19 protein-coding genes are annotated in these 18,654 nt (G+C 63.0%); 8 read left to right on the top strand and 11 right to left on the bottom strand.

The features are described 5' to 3' along the window. Nucleotides 1-86: 86 nt before the first annotated feature. The gene (locus A5686_RS02190; protein ID WP_067930467.1) at nucleotides 87-1,271 is read left to right on the top strand and encodes an ATP-grasp domain-containing protein; all 1,185 of its coding nucleotides are present in this window, start codon (nucleotides 87-89) and stop codon (nucleotides 1,269-1,271) included. On the opposite strand, the gene A5686_RS02185 is transcribed toward A5686_RS02190, so the two are convergent. From A5686_RS02185 to A5686_RS02175, 3 genes are read right to left on the bottom strand one after another with little or no spacing between them, the layout of a single operon-like run. Then, a complete protein-coding gene (locus A5686_RS02185) occupies nucleotides 1,260-2,144 on the bottom strand; it encodes an alpha/beta fold hydrolase (protein WP_067930417.1) in 885 nt (294 codons plus the stop codon). The genes A5686_RS02190 and A5686_RS02185 overlap by 12 nt on opposite strands. A 56-nt stretch (nucleotides 2,145-2,200) precedes the next feature. Further along, nucleotides 2,201-3,331, bottom strand: a complete 1,131-nt coding sequence (locus tag A5686_RS02180) for a BTAD domain-containing putative transcriptional regulator (protein WP_067930414.1) — start codon at nucleotides 3,329-3,331, stop codon at nucleotides 2,201-2,203. A 27-nt stretch (nucleotides 3,332-3,358) separates the two neighbouring features. Continuing rightward, on the bottom strand, nucleotides 3,359-4,750 hold the full coding sequence (locus A5686_RS02175; RefSeq protein ID WP_067930412.1) for a serine/threonine-protein kinase: 1,392 nt from the start codon (nucleotides 4,748-4,750) through the stop codon (nucleotides 3,359-3,361). A gap of 302 nt (nucleotides 4,751-5,052) precedes the next feature. Here A5686_RS02175 and A5686_RS02170 point away from each other — a divergent pair, with 302 nt between their 5' ends. The 4 genes from A5686_RS02170 (at nucleotide 5,053) to A5686_RS02155 (ending at nucleotide 8,518) form a co-directional block, all read left to right on the top strand. Continuing rightward, on the top strand, nucleotides 5,053-6,216 hold the full coding sequence (locus tag A5686_RS02170; protein ID WP_231986255.1) for a hypothetical protein: 1,164 nt from the start codon (nucleotides 5,053-5,055) through the stop codon (nucleotides 6,214-6,216). 16 nt (nucleotides 6,217-6,232) lie between these two features. Then, entirely contained in the window at nucleotides 6,233-6,679 is a 447-nt protein-coding gene (locus A5686_RS02165; RefSeq protein WP_156749902.1) for a hypothetical protein, read from the top strand. A 232-nt stretch (nucleotides 6,680-6,911) separates the two neighbouring features. After that, complete coding sequence (locus tag A5686_RS02160) at nucleotides 6,912-7,727, top strand: LLM class F420-dependent oxidoreductase (RefSeq protein WP_067930407.1); 816 nt, start codon at nucleotides 6,912-6,914, stop codon at nucleotides 7,725-7,727. 50 nt (nucleotides 7,728-7,777) lie between these two features. After that, nucleotides 7,778-8,518, top strand: a complete 741-nt coding sequence (locus A5686_RS02155) for an SDR family NAD(P)-dependent oxidoreductase (protein WP_067930405.1) — start codon at nucleotides 7,778-7,780, stop codon at nucleotides 8,516-8,518. On the opposite strand, the gene A5686_RS02150 is transcribed toward A5686_RS02155, so the two are convergent. Together A5686_RS02150 and A5686_RS02145 are read right to left on the bottom strand one after the other, a co-directional pair. After that, complete coding sequence (locus A5686_RS02150; RefSeq protein WP_067930402.1) at nucleotides 8,519-9,418, bottom strand: LysR family transcriptional regulator; 900 nt, start codon at nucleotides 9,416-9,418, stop codon at nucleotides 8,519-8,521. A gap of 81 nt (nucleotides 9,419-9,499) precedes the next feature. Next, nucleotides 9,500-9,994, bottom strand: coding sequence for a YkgB family protein (locus A5686_RS02145; RefSeq protein WP_067930399.1), 495 nt, complete (start codon nucleotides 9,992-9,994; stop codon nucleotides 9,500-9,502). A gap of 418 nt (nucleotides 9,995-10,412) precedes the next feature. Here A5686_RS02145 and A5686_RS02140 point away from each other — a divergent pair, with 418 nt between their 5' ends. Beyond that, nucleotides 10,413-11,801, top strand: a complete 1,389-nt coding sequence (locus A5686_RS02140; RefSeq protein ID WP_067930396.1) for a mercuric reductase — start codon at nucleotides 10,413-10,415, stop codon at nucleotides 11,799-11,801. Nucleotides 11,802-11,923: 122 nt separating this feature from the next. Here the strand turns inward: A5686_RS02140 and A5686_RS02135 are convergent, their stop codons facing one another. Both A5686_RS02135 and A5686_RS02130 read right to left on the bottom strand, forming a co-directional pair. Further along, a complete protein-coding gene (locus A5686_RS02135) occupies nucleotides 11,924-13,222 on the bottom strand; it encodes a cytochrome P450 (RefSeq protein ID WP_067930393.1) in 1,299 nt (432 codons plus the stop codon). Nucleotides 13,223-13,250: 28 nt separating this feature from the next. Further along, a complete protein-coding gene (locus A5686_RS02130) occupies nucleotides 13,251-13,559 on the bottom strand; it encodes a hypothetical protein (protein WP_067930390.1) in 309 nt (102 codons plus the stop codon). Nucleotides 13,560-13,867: 308 nt separating this feature from the next. Here A5686_RS02130 and A5686_RS02125 point away from each other — a divergent pair, with 308 nt between their 5' ends. Further along, nucleotides 13,868-14,461 carry a TetR/AcrR family transcriptional regulator gene (locus A5686_RS02125; protein ID WP_067930388.1) on the top strand — a complete coding sequence of 198 codons (594 nt, stop codon included), beginning with the start codon at nucleotides 13,868-13,870 and terminating at the stop codon, nucleotides 14,459-14,461. 159 nt (nucleotides 14,462-14,620) lie between these two features. Here the strand turns inward: A5686_RS02125 and A5686_RS02120 are convergent, their stop codons facing one another. Genes A5686_RS02120 through A5686_RS02105 form a run of 4 tightly spaced genes read right to left on the bottom strand, consistent with a single transcriptional unit; the run spans nucleotide 14,621 to nucleotide 17,977 of the window. Beyond that, complete coding sequence (locus A5686_RS02120) at nucleotides 14,621-15,493, bottom strand: NAD(P)-dependent oxidoreductase (RefSeq protein ID WP_067930461.1); 873 nt, start codon at nucleotides 15,491-15,493, stop codon at nucleotides 14,621-14,623. 45 nt (nucleotides 15,494-15,538) lie between these two features. Further along, nucleotides 15,539-16,714 carry a thiolase family protein gene (locus A5686_RS02115; RefSeq protein ID WP_067930385.1) on the bottom strand — a complete coding sequence of 392 codons (1,176 nt, stop codon included), beginning with the start codon at nucleotides 16,712-16,714 and terminating at the stop codon, nucleotides 15,539-15,541. Continuing rightward, a complete protein-coding gene (locus A5686_RS02110; protein ID WP_067930457.1) occupies nucleotides 16,714-17,130 on the bottom strand; it encodes a Zn-ribbon domain-containing OB-fold protein in 417 nt (138 codons plus the stop codon). The genes A5686_RS02115 and A5686_RS02110 overlap by 1 nt, the downstream gene beginning before the upstream one ends. A gap of 31 nt (nucleotides 17,131-17,161) precedes the next feature. Then, nucleotides 17,162-17,977, bottom strand: a complete 816-nt coding sequence (locus tag A5686_RS02105) for an SDR family NAD(P)-dependent oxidoreductase (protein WP_067930384.1) — start codon at nucleotides 17,975-17,977, stop codon at nucleotides 17,162-17,164. 279 nt (nucleotides 17,978-18,256) lie between these two features. Here A5686_RS02105 and A5686_RS02100 point away from each other — a divergent pair. After that, the coding region (locus A5686_RS02100) for a TetR/AcrR family transcriptional regulator (RefSeq protein ID WP_067930381.1) at nucleotides 18,257-18,654 on the top strand (398 nt) is incomplete at its 3' end.

Below are 18,654 nucleotides of genomic sequence, written 5' to 3'. Positions count from 1 at the left end.
CGTCAGACCTGGAGCCCAAGGCTCGACTCTTCGACCGCGGGTCGACGGCAGCCGAGCGGGCAGCGGTGTTCACGACGGGAGGTCCGATGTCCGGATTTGGTCGAAAGACCGTGCTGATCACCTTCGGTCGGTCATACCTGTCACTTCACCTGGCCCGCCTGATGGGCGCCGCGGGACACGACGTGCTGATCACGGACTCGGTGCGGTTTCCCGTGACCAGGTTCTCCTCGGCGGTCAGAAAGACGTTCCGTGCGCCCCGGCCGAGGTATGAACCGGTCGAGTGGACGCGAGCGCTCGCGCACATAGTCCGCGAGGAGGGCGTAGACATGGTCGTGACGGTCCACGAGGGGACCGAAATCCTGGCAAACACCATCAAGCGATACCCCGACCTGTTCCCGGACACCCAGAAGTTGTTCTTGTCCAGTTTCGATCTCGAGGCCCGGCTGGAAAACAAGTACGAGTTCCAGGCCGCGCTCAAGACGCTGGGCATACCCACCCTCGACTTCGCACTCGTCCGCAGCCAGGAAGAGCTCGAAGCGTTGGACTTCGACCAACCCTTCGCCCTCAAGCGCGTCTACTCGCGCGGGTCGCAGGACGTCCACAAGGTGCGTCCGGGTGAACTGCCGCGCGGCCTGAGCTTCGAAGAAGACAATCCGTGGATCGCCCAGGAGTGGGCCGAGGGCGCGAACTATTGCTCGTATTCCGTGTGCCACGAGGGTCAGGTGAAAGCGCACGCGCTTTACCCGGTGCGTTATGCGATCGACGGCACGTCGTGCCTGATGTTCGAGTCCGTCCAGCACGAGGGCATCGCCGAATGGACGCGCGAATGCGTCAAGGCGTTCAATTTCACCGGACAAATGGGGTTGGACTTCATCGAGGTGCCCGGCCGAGGTCTCTTCACCGTGGAATGCAATCCACGGGCCACCAGCGGAATCCTGTTGTTCGATCCGGAAACGCGGGTCGACCGTGCATTTTTCGGCGTGAACGACGAGGTCATCACGCCCCAGCCCGGTGCGTGCAAGATGCTGGGCCCGGGGATGTTGATGTATGGGTGGCGCAAATCGTCGCTTCAGGGCAACACGTTTCGTGGATTTCTGCGCGATTTCCGCCGCACCGACGACGCCGTGTTCACCCTCGCCGATCTCAGGCCGACGCTGGCGCTACCACTCGTCGCAGCAACCATTTTTGCCGAGGCCGCTCGTTATCGGGTGAACATCCCGGACGCGTTCATGCACGACCACGACTGGGACGGCGGTGACCTACCGCTGTGAATCGCGGTGCGCGCGGCAGAAATTGGTGATCCGGGCGACGCTGTTGCCGGGGGCGGTGAAGATTCCGCCGTGGCCTGCGCCGTCGATCCGTACGAACTCCGCGCCGGGGATCAATCGTGCCGTCGCCTCGCAGAGGGCCGGCGGAAAGAACAGATCGTGTTCGAATGCCAGGACCAGCGTGGGCACGTCGATCGCGCCGAGATGTTCCGGGGTCGGCTCGCCGGACGTGATCCACTGCTGCGACGCCATCAGCTGTCCTTTGAAGCCTTCCTGTCCGGCCCAACCGCTCTCGTAGCCGGCCGACAGCGCCTGCTGCCAGCCCCGTACGGTCGCCGGATCTTGCAGCATCGGCAGGTGAAGGGTGGTAAGCAACTGCTCGAAAACCAATACTTCGCGCGGCAATTCGCCGTAGCGCTCGATCAGGCCCAGTTCCATCTCCCCCACCATCGCACCCACCGGCGAGGGCTGCAGCCCGGCGAACAAGACCATCGCACGAACCAGCTCCGGTCGGCTACGCAGCAGCGTCTGGGCGGTGTAGCAGCCCATCGAGTAGCCGACGACGGTGGCCTGGTCGACTTTGAAATGGTCGAGGATGGCGGCGGCGTCGTCGGCTAGCTCTGCCACCGAGTACGGCGCGGCCGGTGCGCAGGATGGCGACATTCCGCGCGCGTTGTAGGCGATGACCTGAAATCCCGCATCGACGAGCGACTGGGGTAGTCCGCAGATGTTCCACGTAATGCTCGGCATGCCGAGGCCGCCGATCAATAGCACGGTCGGGCCTTCGCCGGACCTTTGCACCGAGAGCTCGACGCCCGGTTCTGCGATGACAAACTCGAAGCCGTCATTCGGCGTTGCGCCCGCTGCATCGGTCATTGGTTCCACTGTAATAGCGCTGCTGTGCGAGTCGCCAGGGTTGCCCGGATAGTTGTCTATCGCGTGATCTCGAAAGTGAATTCGTGGCCGCAGATGCAAATGCGGTCGCCGTCGGTCAGCGTCGCGCTAGCCCGGATCCGCTGCTCCCCGACATCGACGCCGTTGGCTGACCGGAGATCGGTGATGACAAAAGCATTACCGGTATCAACGATCACCGCGTGGGAGCGACTGACGGTGTCATCCTCGAGAACGATGTCATTCTCGGCGAGGCGGCCGATCCTGGTGACGGTTCCTCGCAGCGGATAACGTCTTCCGTGCGCATCGCGCAGGTGGGCAACGACGGATTCTTGCGCAGGCTCGGCGGGCCGCCGACGAGTCGCCGCAGCACGTTTGGCTGTCGCGCGCGCGACGTGCTCGACGTCCAGTGACTCTTGGCGAAGGATCCGCTGATGAAGGCGCTGCAATGTGGGACCGGGATCAATGCCCAAATCGTCCGCGAGCGTGGTTTTGAGTCGGGCGTAGGTGTCGAGCGCGTCGTATTGGCGTTCCGTCAGATAGTAGGCGCTGATCAGTTGTGCCCACAGCGGTTCTCGGTACGGATGCTCGGCCGCCAGGGCTTCGAGCTCACCAATGATCGAACGGGTTCGACCGCACGCCATTTCGGCTTCCGCTCGTGCGGTGAGCGCCATTAGCTTGTCCTCGGTCAGCGCCGCGGCGAAGGCATCCACGAATGGAAAGTCACGCAAATCCTCGAGCACCGGTCCACGCCACTCGGCCAGTGCGGCCGACAGGTGACCGCTGGCCTGTTCGAACCGGCCGACGGCCGACGCGTCGATTCCTGCTTTGTGTTCGATCGAGAAACGGCCTACGTCGCAATCCTTTTCGTGAAGTAGGAGCCGATACCCCGGCTGGATGCTGACTAGCATCGCGGCGGAATCGGCGCCAGCGCCGCTGATCAATCGGCGGATTCTGGAGACGTGTGCGTGCAGGCTCGCGCGAGCTTCCGGCGGCGGATTTCGTTGCCACGCAGCGTCGATCAATGCATCCACCGCAACGGTGCGGTTGCGGTTGATCAGCAGCACGGCCAGCACAGCTCGTTGTTTCGCCGCGCCCAACGGTAGGTCGTTACCGTCGGCACTGATCTGCAGCGGTCCCAAGAGCCCAAATCGCAACGCGCTATGGGTCATCGCGACAGCAAATCCTTCGCCTTTCCCTCACCACAGGTACACACGCGCGCTGCTTCCACCTGAACAGGTGATCCAGCTGTCCCCCGCTTGCTGCTGGCAGCGCATGAGAAAATTGGAGCCGTTGCACAGCGCGCCGGGCACGGTCTTGCAGTCGACAGCGCCCGGCGCCGAGACCGCCCGGGGTAGCGGGCTGGCGTTGCCGTATTCCGCCCAGTAGGTGCTCAAGACGCTGTTGGCAAAAAGACATGACGTTTCGGGGGTCCCGCGGCCGGCGTGGCTGCCGAACCCGGTGGCGTTCGGCAAGGAAAAGCCCTGATCGCAGGACTGGTGCAGGCTGCTCAGGTCGGGACCGGTCACCAATGGGGGCAGCGCAGCACGCGCCGGCGTCTCCTGCTGCGCGCTCGGCCCATTGGCGAAAAGGCCGATGTCCAAACCGATGCCCGCCAGAACCAAGACCGCCGTTATCGCGGTCACGCTTGGCAGCACCCATCGTCGCTTGCCTCGGCTGCGAGGCTCCGCGACCAAGGAGCCCGGTCGGACTGCTGCGGCGAGCGATCGAGTGCCGTCGACGATGGGGTCGGTGATGTCGCCTCCGCTTCCCAACGCGCGCTGGGCCGCGCGGGCCAGGGCGCCCGCCGATCCGTACCGGTCGTCGGGATGTTTGGCCATGCCGCGGGCGACGACGTTGTCGAGCGCGACCGGAATCCTCGGATTCACCTGACTGGGTCGCGGCGGTGGCAGGGCTAGGTGGGCCGCCACCACATGCTCAAGGCTGTCACCGGCGAACGGGGCGTCTCCGGTGAGAGTCTCGTACAACACGCACGCCAGTGAGTAGACGTCGACCGCGGGAGTGGCCGCTTCGTTGCGAAATCGTTCCGGCGCCATGTAATTCAGGGTCCCGATCTGAGTTCCCACCGTAGTCAGGCGCGGATCTCCTCGGCCCTCGGCTATTCCGAAGTCGACGAGATACACGAAGTCGGCCCCGGTGACGATGATGTTCTGCGGCTTGACGTCTCGATGGACTAATCCCTCGACGTGTGCGGCATCCAGCGCGGCGGCGATCTGACTGATGATCGCCACCGCGCGTGCGGGCGTCAGGGGGCCGTCCGCGATCAATTCCAGAAGCGTCTGCCCTTGCACCAGTCGCATTTCGATGTACAGACTGCCGTCGATCTCGCCCCAATCGTGGATCGGAATGACGTGCGGCTCCTGCAGAATGGCGGCGGCCTGCGACTCCCGCTGAAATCGTGTGCGGAACGTCGGATCAGTTGAGAGCTCGTCGGCCAGGATCTTCACCGCGACAGTCCGCTGTTTGCTGGTATCGAAGGCCTCGTATACCGCCCCGCCCCCGCCCTTTCCGAGCAGGCGCGTGAGGTTGTATTTGCCGAACGCCTCACCGACGCGCGAGTCCACCGCCATCCCCTTGATTCCTTCGGGTACCGACGAAGTATCTCGCTCGCGGCCCGCTCACGCACCGATTTGCCGAGGAAGCCTTTGGCTGCGGCTCGCCGAGCCGGCACAAGCCCGACGCAAGAAACACGCAAGGCAAGCGGCGCAGCCTCTACGTGCCAGCTCACAGCCAGCCAGGCCGGAGCCCAGATTCGGCCAAGATTTTCAAGGACACGAAGATGCTCAAGACAACGCATCACGCACCCCCCACGCCGCGAGACAGGAACCGTCGTAACACACATTCGCGCACCCGGTTCCGGCGACGGATGGAGATGGCGACGCTCGCGCTGGCAATCTCCATGCTCGCGGCGGGCATGGCCTCGTCGCCGACCGCACACGCCGAGCCCGACAATGCGCCGGCGGTGGCGGCCCACGGTGTCGAGGCTCCTCTCGAGAGCGTTCCCTGGTCGTACGTCGGTCCGGGCTGGATGCTCGCGATGTGGAGCCCGGTTCCGGGGTTGCACCCCGGTGAAGTGCCACCCCCCGGGTCACCAACCTGGGAGACGGCCACCACGACGCTCTACCTCGTCGATCCTGCGGGTGGTCGCTACCCGATCACCACCTTCCCGCCGCCGGGCCGGGGTTCGAGTCCGAGATTGGCCGATTGGTCGGGCGACGCGACCCGCGCCCTCTTCGTCACCGAGCAGAAGGACCACAACGCCATCATCCAGGTCGACCTGCACACGGGCGAGAAAACATCCTTCACCATCGACGGCAGCCACGCGTCCCCTCGCTACACGCGGCCGGACGGCAAAGCGATCCTGCTCGACAGATCGGATCTATCGAGGACCGGATCGCTCGAACGCGTCGACGTTGCGGGTAACCACCAGCTGACGTACCCGCTGGGCCAAGGTGTCGAGGGGTACCTCTCGACACCGGACGGCGCCCAGCTGGTGCTGGGCACCCACTCCGGCATGGCGTTGATGGGCAACGACGGGGTGGCCGGGGCTACTCTGCCGATCGCGGGGCAAAAAGACTGCAGACCTGTGCGCTGGTGGGACACCGGCGTTGCCCTCGCCCACTGCGGTATCTCCGCTGGGTCGCAGCTGTGGTTGGTGCCTATCGACGGCAGGACACCGACGGCTCTTACAGCGCCCAACGACGGGAAGGGGCCTGACTACGGCGACCTGAATGCCTGGCGGCTCCCGGCGGGGACCTTCCTGCAGGCAACCGGCGCATGTGGCGTCGTGTTCGTCGCCAAGCTCAACGACGACGGCACAACGTCACAGGTCTCGGTCCCCGGCGTGAAAGGCCGCAGCGTCGTGGTGGTCGGCGTCAACGGGGGCAACCTCGATCTGCAAGCCAGGGCCGGGTGTGGAAGCGGCCAGTCACTCATCGACTACAACCCCTCGGCCGGAACCTCGTCGGTGCTGCTCGGCCAGACCGTCAACGGCGGAGGCGTCGTCAGCGCAGTGCCCTACCCGGGCCAGCGGTAGTGAGCGGATGGTTGCAGTGTCAAAAACCGCCCGCCTGATCGCCCTTACCGCCACGATGAAGCGAGTGCTGCGGCTCGCGCGAGGCTCGGCAAGCCCGACAGCGTTGCCGTTCAACGCTATTGACCCCAACGGTGTGGCGGTGGACTTCAACGACGGTCTATACATCGTCGACTCGGGCGGCAAGCAAGTGCTGGAGCTAGCGCCCGGCGCAACCACCCCGACCGTCCTGCCCTTCACCGGCCTCAAACTGCCCACCCGAGTGTCGGTGGACACCAGCGGCCGTGTGTACGTCGTCGACCTGCATACGAACCGCGTGTTGGAGTGGGATCGTGGCGCGAGCGTTCCAATCGTGTTGCCGTTCAACGACCTCAAGGACCCTTCCAGCGTGACAGTCGACAGCACGGGCAACGTGTACGTCGACGATGGGTTGCATTTCCGCATTCTCAAGCTGCCGGTCCAGTGATGACGACGGCATGGGCTGGCCGCGTCGCGGCGATAGGTACCGACCGTGAGTACGAGGCCACCGTGGAGCCTGACTGAGCCTTAACTCCTGTAAGCGCTCTGAGATGAAAATTTGGTACTCGGCGGCCAGCTTATGGCCGCCATTAGTGGCAGGAATGGATCTGCAGAAATCGCCGGCTCGCTCAAGTGCGTTATGGGTGTCGAGTACAGAGTGTGCTGCAAGGAAGGAAACTATGGCGAAATCCATTCGGGTCGGCGTCCAGCTCTGGCCGGGAGGAACACCCGACTATCGGACCTGGCGAGACTCGGTGATCCAAGCCGAGCAACTGGGCGCCGATGCCATCTTTGGCTACGACCACTTTCACAAGGTGTTTAGCATTCCGTCGCAGGATGGCATGCCCCAGCTGTTACCAGACCAGCTTGACGTCAACAACTTCGAGGGCTGGACAGCTTTGGCGTCATGGGGCGAGATAACTCGGCGCGCCGAGATTGGATTGCTGGTGACCGGCGTCGGTTACCGCAATCCCGATCTACTCGCCGACATGGCCCGCACGGTCGACCACATCAGCGGCGGCCGGCTGATCCTGGGCCTCGGGGCAGGTTGGTACGAAAAGGATTACAGCGTTTACGGATACGAGTACGGAACCGTCACCTCTCGGATGGATTTGTTCGAGCAGCGCCTTGCCCGCATCCAGAACCGCCTCGAGCACCTGGTGCCGCAACCGATGCACGAGATCCCCATACTGATCGGCGGAATCGGAGTTCGGCGAACGCTGCCGATAGTCGCCAGACACGCCGACATTTGGCACACGTTCGCCAGTGTGCAGGAGTATCGCCGCAAGAACGCGATCCTCAAGGACATGGTCGCCGAGACCGGGCGCGACGAACGCCAAATAGAGCGCGCGGTCCATTGGACTGGACGAGACAACGCCGACGCCTTCCTCGGAGAGGGCGTCACGCTGTTCACGACGGAAGTTCACCCGACCGACGACGGTTACGACTTCTCGGAGTTCAAAGACATGTTGGCCTGGCGAGACGAAAGCCGATGAGGACTACGGAACCACTGTCGCAGGACTGCGGAGGGGAGTTTGAATAGATCATGACGAACACACTCGAGGGTTCGACCGCATTGGTGACTGGGGCGACGGCGGGCATCGGCCGCGCGATCGCTCTTCAGCTGGCTGTCCTCGGCGCCGAGGTTGTGGTGCACGGCCGCAGCGCCGAACGCGGTGCCGAGTTGATTCGCGAGATCGAAAATGCCGGCGGCAAAGCGCGTTTCGTCGCGGCCGATCTCGGGGACGCCGACGATGTGCGTCGCTTGGCCGCCGACGCGGGCGACGTCGACATCTTGATCAACAACGCGGGCGTTTACCGGTTCGCCGCAACCGCCGAGAGCGACGATGCCTTTTTCGACGAGCACATCAACGTAAACCTGCGCGCGCCGCATATCTTGATGCAGCAACTTGCCCCCGGCATGGCCGAGCGCGGCAGAGGTGTGGTCGTTAACCTGAGCACGGTCGCGGCTGGGACACCCGCGCGCGGAGCCGGAATCTACGGTGCGAGCAAGGCCGGCCTCGAACTGCTGACCCGCGTATGGGCGGACGAGTTCGGCCGCGACGGGGTCCGAGTCAATACGGTGCAGGCCGGTCCGACCGAAACACCTGGCACCGCAGCTACTCCCGGCGTCACTGACGCGCTCGGCGAGGTCACCACACTCGGCCGGGCAGCGGTCGCTGACGAGATCGCAAACGCCGTCACATTCCTTGCCTCACCCGCGGCCAGCTACATAAACGGCGCGATTTTGCAGGCCAGCGGCGGTCAGGCCGCGATCGCGCCGTGATCAGTAATCCACCGGAACATCGAAGGCCGTTACGAGCTGGCCGATGTCTCGGCGGCGCGAATTTGCCGGCCAAACCACCCATGTGCGCCGAACCAACGGGTGACCGACGAGCGGACTCCATGTCACGGATTCGGGAATCTGATGCGGCCAATTCGCGGGCGCCAGGGCGAATGAGCTACCCGCGGTGACCGCAGCAAGCTTGACCTCGGCGATGAGCTGCTGGTCCTCCGGCGGCGGCGGGCCCAGGTCGACGCCATGACTGCGCAAGATGGCTGTGATTTCGTCGTGCCAGGCTGGGCTGTTCGATCGTGGGAAACAAAGCCATTGCAGTCCGGTCAGCGCGTCGAGCCGGATACCGTGCGAGCCGATGAGCCCGGCGGCGAGTTCGGACGCCAACAACACGCCCAGATTTTCGCGCACCACCAGCATCGCGTCGAAGTCTTCCGGGGCGGGCCGCTCACGGAGCAGGCCGACGTCGATCTCCCGACTGCGCAGCCCGGAAATCTGTGCAGCAGTTGACAAATGCCGGGGCATTACCCGCGTGTCCGGACAGTTCGCTGCGAACTGCTCGAGCGCGCCCTGCAGGAGGCCCGGCGGTAGCTCCATCGGCACCCCCAGCCGCAGCACCCCGCCACCTTCAGTGGTGAACTCGGCCATCCGGCGCAGCGCCTGATCGTGCCTGGCAAGGATTGCGCGTGCCTCCGTGAGCAGCGCGGCGCCCGCTGCCGTTGTCCGTACCCCGGTGCTGCTGCGCTCCAAGAGTTTGACGCCGAGCTGGCGCTCCAAAGAGCTCACGGTCTGTGACAAAGCGGGTTGGCTGATATTGAGTCGGCGTGAGGCGGCCGACATTCCGCCTTCTTCAGCTACCGCCACGAATGCCGTCAACTCTCGCAGCTCCATTCGTCCAGCCTAGGGCGGCGATCACAACGGTGAAGCCCCGTCCCGGACAATGTCCGCGCCGGGGCGACCTTCGCGCCGCGGTTAACGAGCGTTGGTCGAGTGCCGTTGGACGGCCCGGATGGAGTCGGCAAGTGTCCAGAACGATAAACCGAGCAGCGGGATGTCTTTGAGGAGAAACTCACCCAGGAGGGAGATGGCCGGGAAGCCGCCGCCAGCCGGCTCGCCGATCCCCGGTGTTGTGAAGAGGAAGCCAACCGTGGACACAAACAGGACAATGGCCATCAGGCTTCCCACTACCGACAATCGCGGCGCGACCGGCTTGATCGCCAGGAGGAACGCGGCAGCGACCTCGAAGACACCTAACAGCGCCGAGAAGGTGTAGACCGGGAAAATTTGATAGACCAAACCCAGCCAGGGACTGTTGGCCACCAGCGGCTGAATCTGGTGTGCCTCGTAGTTGGCGAACTTGAGGGCGCCTATCCAGCCGATGACGATCACGAGACCGTATCGACCAAGGGCGCCGGCGACGGTCTCGATGGCCGACGTCCTGAGAAATACGCTGACTTTGGTTGTCATCTTTTCGTTCCAATCTGATCGATTGACTGGCTAGAACGGATTGCAGGGCTTGGTTCCTTCGTAGGATCGCCGCGCGATGCTGCTGACCTTCGAAACATCGTGATGCCGGTCGGTATGTCGGCGTCGCCAGTGCGAATTTCGATAACCGCGATTGGCTGTCCCGATAGCCATCGCCAAGAAGTGTTGATTGGCCGACCAGCCAATTTCCGATGCCAAACTCCTTCGTGGACAACGGTGATCGTCATAGCCGGGGCTATCAAACTGACATCGCGTACCTTCCGCTTTCCCGCGCACCGGCGACATCGGGCTTTGGGGTGGTCTTTCGGTGGAGGGTGTTCGTGCCGCCGCGAGTCGACCGTTCGCACAAACTTGGGAGAATCTTGATGACTGTCGATCTGGATCTAGAGGGTAGGACGCAATGAGCGAGGAGCAGTACGACGCGATCGTGATAGGGACCAGTCAGGGCGGTCGCTTTCTTCCTGTCGAGCTGGCGAAAGCGGGCCAGAAGGTCGCGCTCATCGAGCGCGACCAACTCGGCGGCGTCTGCGTCAACACTGGGTGCACCCCGACCAAGACGATGGTCGCCAGTGCGCGCCTTGCCTACCAGGCGCGCCGCGCCGCAGAGTACGGCGTTGATACTGGCCCCGTAACGGTGGACCTGGCCGACGTGCGCGAGCGCAAACGTGCCATGGTCGCCGGTGCGCGGCAAAACTACGCGAGCCGGTTGGCGCAGGACGGACTTGACCTGATCGACGGCGAGGCCCACTTCGTGGGGCCGAGGACCGTCGACATCGCCTTGACAAATGGCGGGACGCGGCAGATCAGCGCCGCGGTGGTCGTGATCGACACCGGCACCCGATCCAAGCCGCTGGAGATCCCTGGCGTCGCCGATGTTCCCGTGCTCGATTCGACATCGATCATGGAATTGAATGACCTCCCGGAGCACCTAGTCGTCCTTGGCGGGGGCTACATCGGGCTCGAGTTCGGGCAGATGTTCCGACGATTCGGCAGCCAGGTCACCATCATCCAGAGAGCCGCCCGCCTGCTGACCATCGAGGACGAAGATGTCTCCGACGAGGTCGCCGCAATTTTGCGCGACGAGGGAATCACGGTCCTGACGTCGTCGACGCCGGTCCGGGTTGAGCAGGCCGGCGGGAACCGCCTCCGGTTGACCGTGCGCACCAAGGACGGCGAGCGACAGGTCAAAGGCTCCCACCTACTGGCCGCCACCGGCCGCGTCCCTAACACGCAGGCCCTCACCCTCGAGGCCGCCGGCATCCGTCTCAACGACCGCGGGTTCATCGACGTCGACGAATACCTGCAAACCAGCGCCCCGGGCGTCTACGCGATGGGCGATGTCAAGGGCGGGCCGGCCTTCACCCACAGTTCCTACGACGACTACCGCATCCTGCACGCCAACCTGATAGCGCACGAAAAGAAGAGCGCGCACGATCGCATCGTCCCCTATGCGGTGTTCATCGACCCGCAGCTTGGCCGCGTGGGCATGACCGAGCGCGAGGCCAGGGCGCAAGGACGCGACATCCGGGTGGCGAAGCTGCCGATGAGCGCTGTCATCCGGGCGATCGAGACCGGGGAAACGCGCGGTTTCATGAAGGCCGTTGTCGACGCGGGCAGCGGACAGATCCTGGGCTGCGCGGTCCTGGGCAGTGAGGGCGGCGAGATCATGACCGTGATCCAGGTCGCCATGTTGGGCAAGCTCACTTACACCGCGTTGGCGGATGCGATCTTCACGCATCCGCTTTTGGCCGAAGGCCTCAACACCCTCTTCGCGATGGTCGACGCCTAACTGGGTTTACTTGCGCGTCAACACGACCGAGACCCATGTAAGCATCGGCCGAAACACTTCAGTGTGGATGGAATGTTTTAGCCGACCTGCATTCCTGCCACCACTCCGCCCCGACGGATTGGTCAGGCTGGCGTCAGGTGGATCGGTAGGTGGGTCGGGCCACGTAATGAACTGTGCGTCGACCAGATGGTCGAGCCATTGGGGTTTAGGCGACTGACGTGGGTCACGAGGTGTCGAAGTACGGCTTGGGCTTCCATTCGAGCGAGTGGTGCGCCGATGCACATGTGTGGGCCGTAGCCGAAAGCGACGTGGTTTCGCGGGTTGCGGTCGGCGCGGTACTCGTCGGGTTCGTCGAAGGCTGCGGGGTCGCGATTCGCCGCCCCGAAGGAGAGCAGGACGCGTGACCCGGCGGGAATGGTGATGCCTCCGATTTGATAGTCGGCGCGGGTGTAGCGGTAGAGGTTCTGTATCGGCGTCGTGATGCGGAGGTGCTCCTCGACTGCGATCGGGATGAGGTCGGGGTTGGTGCGTATCAAGTCGTACTGATCGGGGTAATGGGCGAGAGTGTCGAACATTCCGCCGAGAAGGTTCGTGGTTGTTTCGTTCCCGGCGATCAACAGGTGAATTGCGATGATCCAAAGCTGACGATCGGTGAGGCTGCCATCGGTGTTGTGTTCGAGGAGGCGCCCCAGCACAGTGCCCGATCCTTTAAGCGCGCCGTGTGCGATTTGCTTCACGAAGTAGCGCTGCAACGCCACCATTGCGGATATGGATCTGGTTGCCTCTGCGAGACCTGCGCGTGTCGGGGTCAAATCCATGACCTTCACGGCGTTTTCTGACCACCGACGGAAGTCGTTGACGTCGTCTTCCGGTACCCCGAGGATCTGAGCGATCAGGCGGATCGGCATTGGTATCGCCAAGTGCTGCACGACATCGCAGCCGGGGTTGTTCAACAGGTCAGAGACGAGTTCCGCGGCTAGCTTCTCGACGATTCCCTGCCAGGCGCTCATGGCGCCCTTGCTGAATCCCGGCTGGATCTGCTTACGGAGTCGGGCGTGTTCTTCGCCGTCGGTCAGCACCGCGAGCGGTGCCGACATTCTCAATCGGGTGACCCCTTGAGTACTGGTGACCTGATCGGTGTCGCGCAGTGCAGCTCGCACGTCGTCGAGTCGGCTGACGATCCAGGTGGCTCGCCTGGGGTTGTAGTGCACGCGGCCACTTCTGTGTAGTGCGCGGTAGGCGTCGAATGGGTGTTCAGCAGTGATCGGATTCTGTGGGTCGTAGTCCGTGTTCACCGCGCCGGTCCAAGCGTCGTAGCCGCGCCGGCGGGTGCGCACGGCGGCAGCCAGGTTCATCCGGACGGCATTACTGAAAGGCCGAATGGCTTCGGCAACCCCTTGGGCGGTCTGACTGATCGACATTTCGCTCCCCTTACCCGAGCCACCGGCTTCACTGACCGCATCCGTGCCGAATTCGGACTTGATTGCGCACGATGTTGCCCGTCAAATGAATGACGTAACAAGCAGATACGATGGTCAACTGCCGACTCATTCGAGGATTCGCCATCATGACCCCGATGGTCGTTTCGACGGCACCGTTGATGTAGGTGAACATGCGCGCGTGTTCGGGGAAGCCGAGGCGGTTGATGGGGTCGAAGAACCGTGGAACAAGGAAGTGCGCGACACCGATCACGGTGACGATGACCGCGACGCGCTGTTCGCGGCCTCTTTCCGAACTACGAGCAGTTGTGTCGGTCATTGAAGTTGCCCAACCGTTCCGAATGCCACTGATTGTCGACCAGCTCGGGGCCAGAGCATGCCGGCCCGCGCCTCCGGTGATGATGCACAGTTCCGCGCATTCGCGACCTTTCCGCTCGGCGGGAAGTCTCATTTCGAGGCGAACCTATCCCCCTCAATCGCGGTCTGACACCTAGCTGATCGGGTCCGCCACTATTTACGAGACATATTTTCTCGTAAATAGTGGCACAATGTGGCTCCGATGTATATGGCTGCCTCGCCCAGACGTATAGAAGACAGGACGCCCAAGATTTGCTTTAGGGTCGTGACGTGAGCCAACCTCGCCGAGGGCGACCGCGTAGCGCGGCCGTACATGAGGCCATACTCGACGCCACCCGCACCCTTCTGATCGAAGTCGGGTACAGCGGAGTGTCAATGGACAAGGTCGCCGCCAATGCCGGAGTGGGAACGCAAACGGTTTATAGACGGTGGCCGTCGAAAGCTCCTTTGGTGGCCGAGGCGGTAATGCAGGCCTATGCGCAAGCCGACTTCACGCTTCCAGATACGGGAGACACGGTCGAAGATCTGAGGACCTGGATGCACGAGTCCGCCGCGCTGAGTGCCGCCCCCGAGAACATCGCACTCGTCCGCGCTCTTGCCGCTGCCGCCGCTGAGGACCTTCGAGACCGCGACACCTTATACCAGCAACTCACTAGCCGCTTCCACGCTGCGGTGACGCAGCGGTTGCACACCGGCATCTCGTTGGGTCAAATTCGCGCCGACGCCGACATCGAAGCTGCCGCTGACGCATTGATTGGAGCCACGCTATATCGCATGCTCAGCGTCACATCGACCGTAGGCGAGGCGATGGGACGTTACGACGGGCTAATAGACACGTTGATGGGTGGCCTCTCGACGAGCTGACCCGATGGCCTTAAGTGATCCGGACGGAGCAGAGTGCAGGCTACGTCAGTTCCGCGCCGGCCCGCTCTCCCGACGACGGTGTCGCTTCGCGGGAGTGAAGTCGAGGCGCCACCGCTCGTTATTCTTATCTGCGACAAATGTATTGAGCGCGTCATCGGTTCAGGCAGAATCCGCGACAGTCGAGTGTGGAACTCCGAGTCCTTCCGCCAGATTCTGTAAGGCGATTTTGGCCAGGGGAAGATCGACGTCCAGTTCCCTGCCAAGACGTAGCGCCAGGCTGAGATCCTTCTCTCCCAGCGCGCACGTGTGGGTGAACGGCTGGTACAGGAAATGATCCGGGTCGAGTGGTCGGCTCATGTCATCGCGATACATCATGGCGCCGGCGCCACCGCTTTGCACGTCTGTATGACGCACAATACGGCCCAACGCTTGGACATCGAGGCCCGCACGTTCTGCCAGCTGCATCGCCTCACAAGCGGCCGCGAAGGAAGTGAAGGTCAGCATGTTGCGCGCCAGTTTCATTCGTGTGCCGGCGCCCGGCTCGCCGGCATGGACGACCATCGACGCCCACTGTTTGAACGCCGGCTTGACCCGTTCGTAGGTTTCCCGGCCTGCGCCCACCATGACAGCGAGTTCACCCGTCTTGACCGCCTCCACACCACCGCTGACCGGCGCGTCGATGAGCTGAATGCCCTTGGCTTGAAGCTCCGTTGCCAATTCGGACGCAGTGTTGTGGTCGATCGTGGAATGTATTGCGATGACGGTACCCGGTTCGGCGTGAGCGGTGAGATCGGCCACCACACCGCGGACTTGCTCGTCGTTGAGCACCATGACACTGATGATGTCGGCGACCGCCACGTCGCTCGCGGTCCGCGCCACTTCGGCCCCGGCTTCGGCGAACGGCATTGTGGCGCTAGTTCTTACGTCGAAAACAATCAGGCCGCCGGGCCACTCGACGAGTCGCTTGGCCATCGGCGCACCCAAATTTCCCAGACCGATGAACCCCAACTTGGGTGCTTGAGTCTCAGCCATCGACATTCCTCCTTGGACGTGGTGACCGTCTGGTTATCTGCATTCTCACACCTGCCGCAGCAACATCGCCGTGGTGCCGCTGTTAGCTGCTCCTACGCCTACCGCAGCCAGCTTTGCATCGTGGACCTGTCGCTCTTTACCCTGGCCACGAATTTGCAAACACGCTTCGTGCAGATGTCCAAAGCCGTGCAAACGTCCTCCCGATAGCTGCCCTCCGGCAGTGTTAAGGGGCAATTCTCCGCCGAGCGAAATGCGATGAGGGTCCGAAACCCATTCCCCGGATTCTCCAACCGGACAAAAACCAAAGTCTTCGAGCCAGCAGAGCACGAAGACACTGAAGCCGTCATACAACGAGGCGACGTCGACATCGGCGGCGGTGAAGTCGGTCCGCTCCCAGATTGTGGACCATCGTGAGCTGATCCGGGTGATGTCTTGACCGCCTTCCCAAGTGAAGCGGTCGTGGTGAGCACAGTCGACCGCCTCGACGGTCACTGCCGGGTGGTCCAGCCCCGCGGCGTGCTCGGCGCGGGAGACAACGAATGCGGTGGCGCCGTCGCAGGCGATGTCGCAGTCGAACATGCACAGCGGGTCGGAGACCATGCGCGCGCTGAGATAAGTGTCGAGGTCGAGCGGATCGCGGTAGATCGCCGAGGGGTTGCGAGCGGCGTGGCTCCGTTGCGCGATGGCGATCGACGCGAGCTGCTCGCGAGTAAGCCCGTATCGCAACATCCGTGCGCGAATCTGAAGAGCCGCCAAGTTAGCCGCCGTGGCACCAAAAGGGATCTGCCAGGCCAGCATTCCGCCTGGACGGCCACCCCCGGAACCGTATCCTTTGCGTCGGCCGGCGCCTTGCGCGGTGCCCTCCCAGATGCTGCGCCAGCACAGCACGTGGTTGGCCAGCCCGCCGGCCACAGCGAGCATGGCGTCGACCACCGCCCCGAGCTGACCCGGGGACTCCACTCCCCCTGCGACCCAATTCGGCTCGATTCCCAAAGCGTCATGAATGTCACGCAGTGACGCCCCAGAGAACCCGAGGCCCGGTTGGGAACTACCGGGATACGTTGTGAGGCCATCTATGTCGGCCACCGTCAGACCGGCGTCGGCAACTGCGGCCAGACATGCTTCGGCGGTGAGCTCTAGCGGATCCCGCCCCAGTCGACGACCGATTGCCGACTGACCGATGCCGCTGATGATGGTCCGATCCGTCAACGCCTTAGTCATCAGCGCTCCGGTTCGAACAACGGAATGAATACCTCGTCGTCGCCATCTACACATCGATCGAAGATGACGCGCACCGGCATGTTCTGGGTGACGTCGTCAGGTTCGACGTTTACCAGGTTGGTCAGTAGGCGCACCCGTTCGTCCTCGACCGGATTTACGAACGCGATCAGGTATGGCGGTGGGAACCCAGGAAACCATCCGTGACGATTCACCGTCCAGGATTCGACAAACCCCTTGCCGCTGAGTTCGACGTATTCGGTCGCCGCATGGTCATGAGGGCACAACAGCGAGGGCGGCTGACAGAGCCGCCCGCAGGAGGTGCAGCGTTGCATGCGCAGCACTCCGTCCGCACCCGAGGTCCAGAAGGGCCGATTCAGCGCGGTGAGCGCAGGGGCGGGCCGGTGAGATTCTGGCATCTGCATCATGCGTCGTCGGTGAATTGGCCTGTTAACCAAAGACTCCCGGCGATTGCGAGTAGTCCACCGTCGATAGCTCGGTCATGCCACCATCGACTTGCAGTATCGTGCCCGTCACGAATGCCGCATCGTCTCCCGCTAAAAAAGCCACTGCCGGCGCAATCTCAACTGGATCAGCGCCGCGTTTCATCGGCGAGGCGGCTGCGGTCCGCGTGTAGTTGTCCCATTCGGTGCCGATCATCTTTTGCTGGGCCTCGGTCAGGGCAAACGGGCACACCGCATTGACTCGGATGCGGTGGCGAGCCCACTCGTTGGCGGCGACCTTGGTCAGCGCGGCTATCGCGCCTTTGGCCGCCGAGTAGGGAGCGGTGTAGGCGATGCCGGCCAGAGCGGACCCTGACACAAAGTTGATCACCGACGCCCGTCCGGACTCACGGAGGAACGGAAAGCAGAGCTGCATGAACCGGAAGGTCGCTTTCGGTCCAGTGACCTCTGAGAGTTCCCAATCCTTTTCGGTGACAAGTTCCAGCGCCTTGGGCATGGCGAAGAACTGGGCCGCATTGACCAAGACATCGATCCGGCCGTTCCCGGTATCGGCCACCTGATGCACGGCGCCTTCAATCGCTTCCCGGTGGGCCACATTGGCCTTGATGAAGGAGGCCCGGCCGTGGTTTGAACGAATCCGCTCTACGCGCTCCTGGCCCTTCTCGGCATTCAAATCGACGATAGTGACATGGGCGCCCAGACCGGCCAACTCCTCGGCAACCGCTCCTCCCAGCCCCTGAGCTCCGCCGGTGACCAGCGCGTATCTGTCCTCCAAACGAGACAACACCACTCCTTGTGCCATGTAACAATGGAACATCAGACGTTCTATTATTCAATAATTGCAGATCCTCGCCGCCGTGCCTAGTGGGGCTGGTCCAAGCGGCTGTGTAGTCAGTGCGTATGAAGACCCGCAGGCGGAGGGACGCGAATAGAAGTCAAGGTGGACCGCGACCAATGCGAGTCCAATGCGGTCTGCCTGCTCTGCGTGTCGTAACGCGATTGGCGCGCTTCAGCAGCCCGACATCGCGTGTCACGTAGCATTAAGAGCTCGGAATATAGGTACCGCACGCGGAGGAACGACATGTCGACTGACCGAGCAACTGCCGAAACAGAGGTCGCCGACGAGCTCGATCGACGCGAACAGATTCTCGACGCCGCCAATGAGTGTTTTACACAATTGGGCATCCAGCGCACCAGCGTGCAGGACGTAGCGCGGATGGCCAAGGTCTCCCGGGGCACCATCTATCGGTACTTCGTCGATCGCGACGTGCTTATCGAGGCGGCGATCGAGCATGGAGCTCAACGCTTTTACCGTGAGGTCGCCGCGGCGATGGAAAAGAAGACCACGCTCGCTGAAAAACTCGGCGCTATGGCCGAAACGAACGCAAAGATCCTCCTCGAACACCGCACTCGAAACCGACTAATGGCCGATGATGCAGAGCTGATGCGACACATGATCTCCGATGGAGACAGTGCAGT

It is taken from the genome of Mycobacterium sp. E2479 (assembly GCF_001667925.1).
Taxonomy (GTDB): domain Bacteria; phylum Actinomycetota; class Actinomycetes; order Mycobacteriales; family Mycobacteriaceae; genus Mycobacterium.
This window is presented reverse-complemented; position numbering and strand designations above follow the sequence as displayed.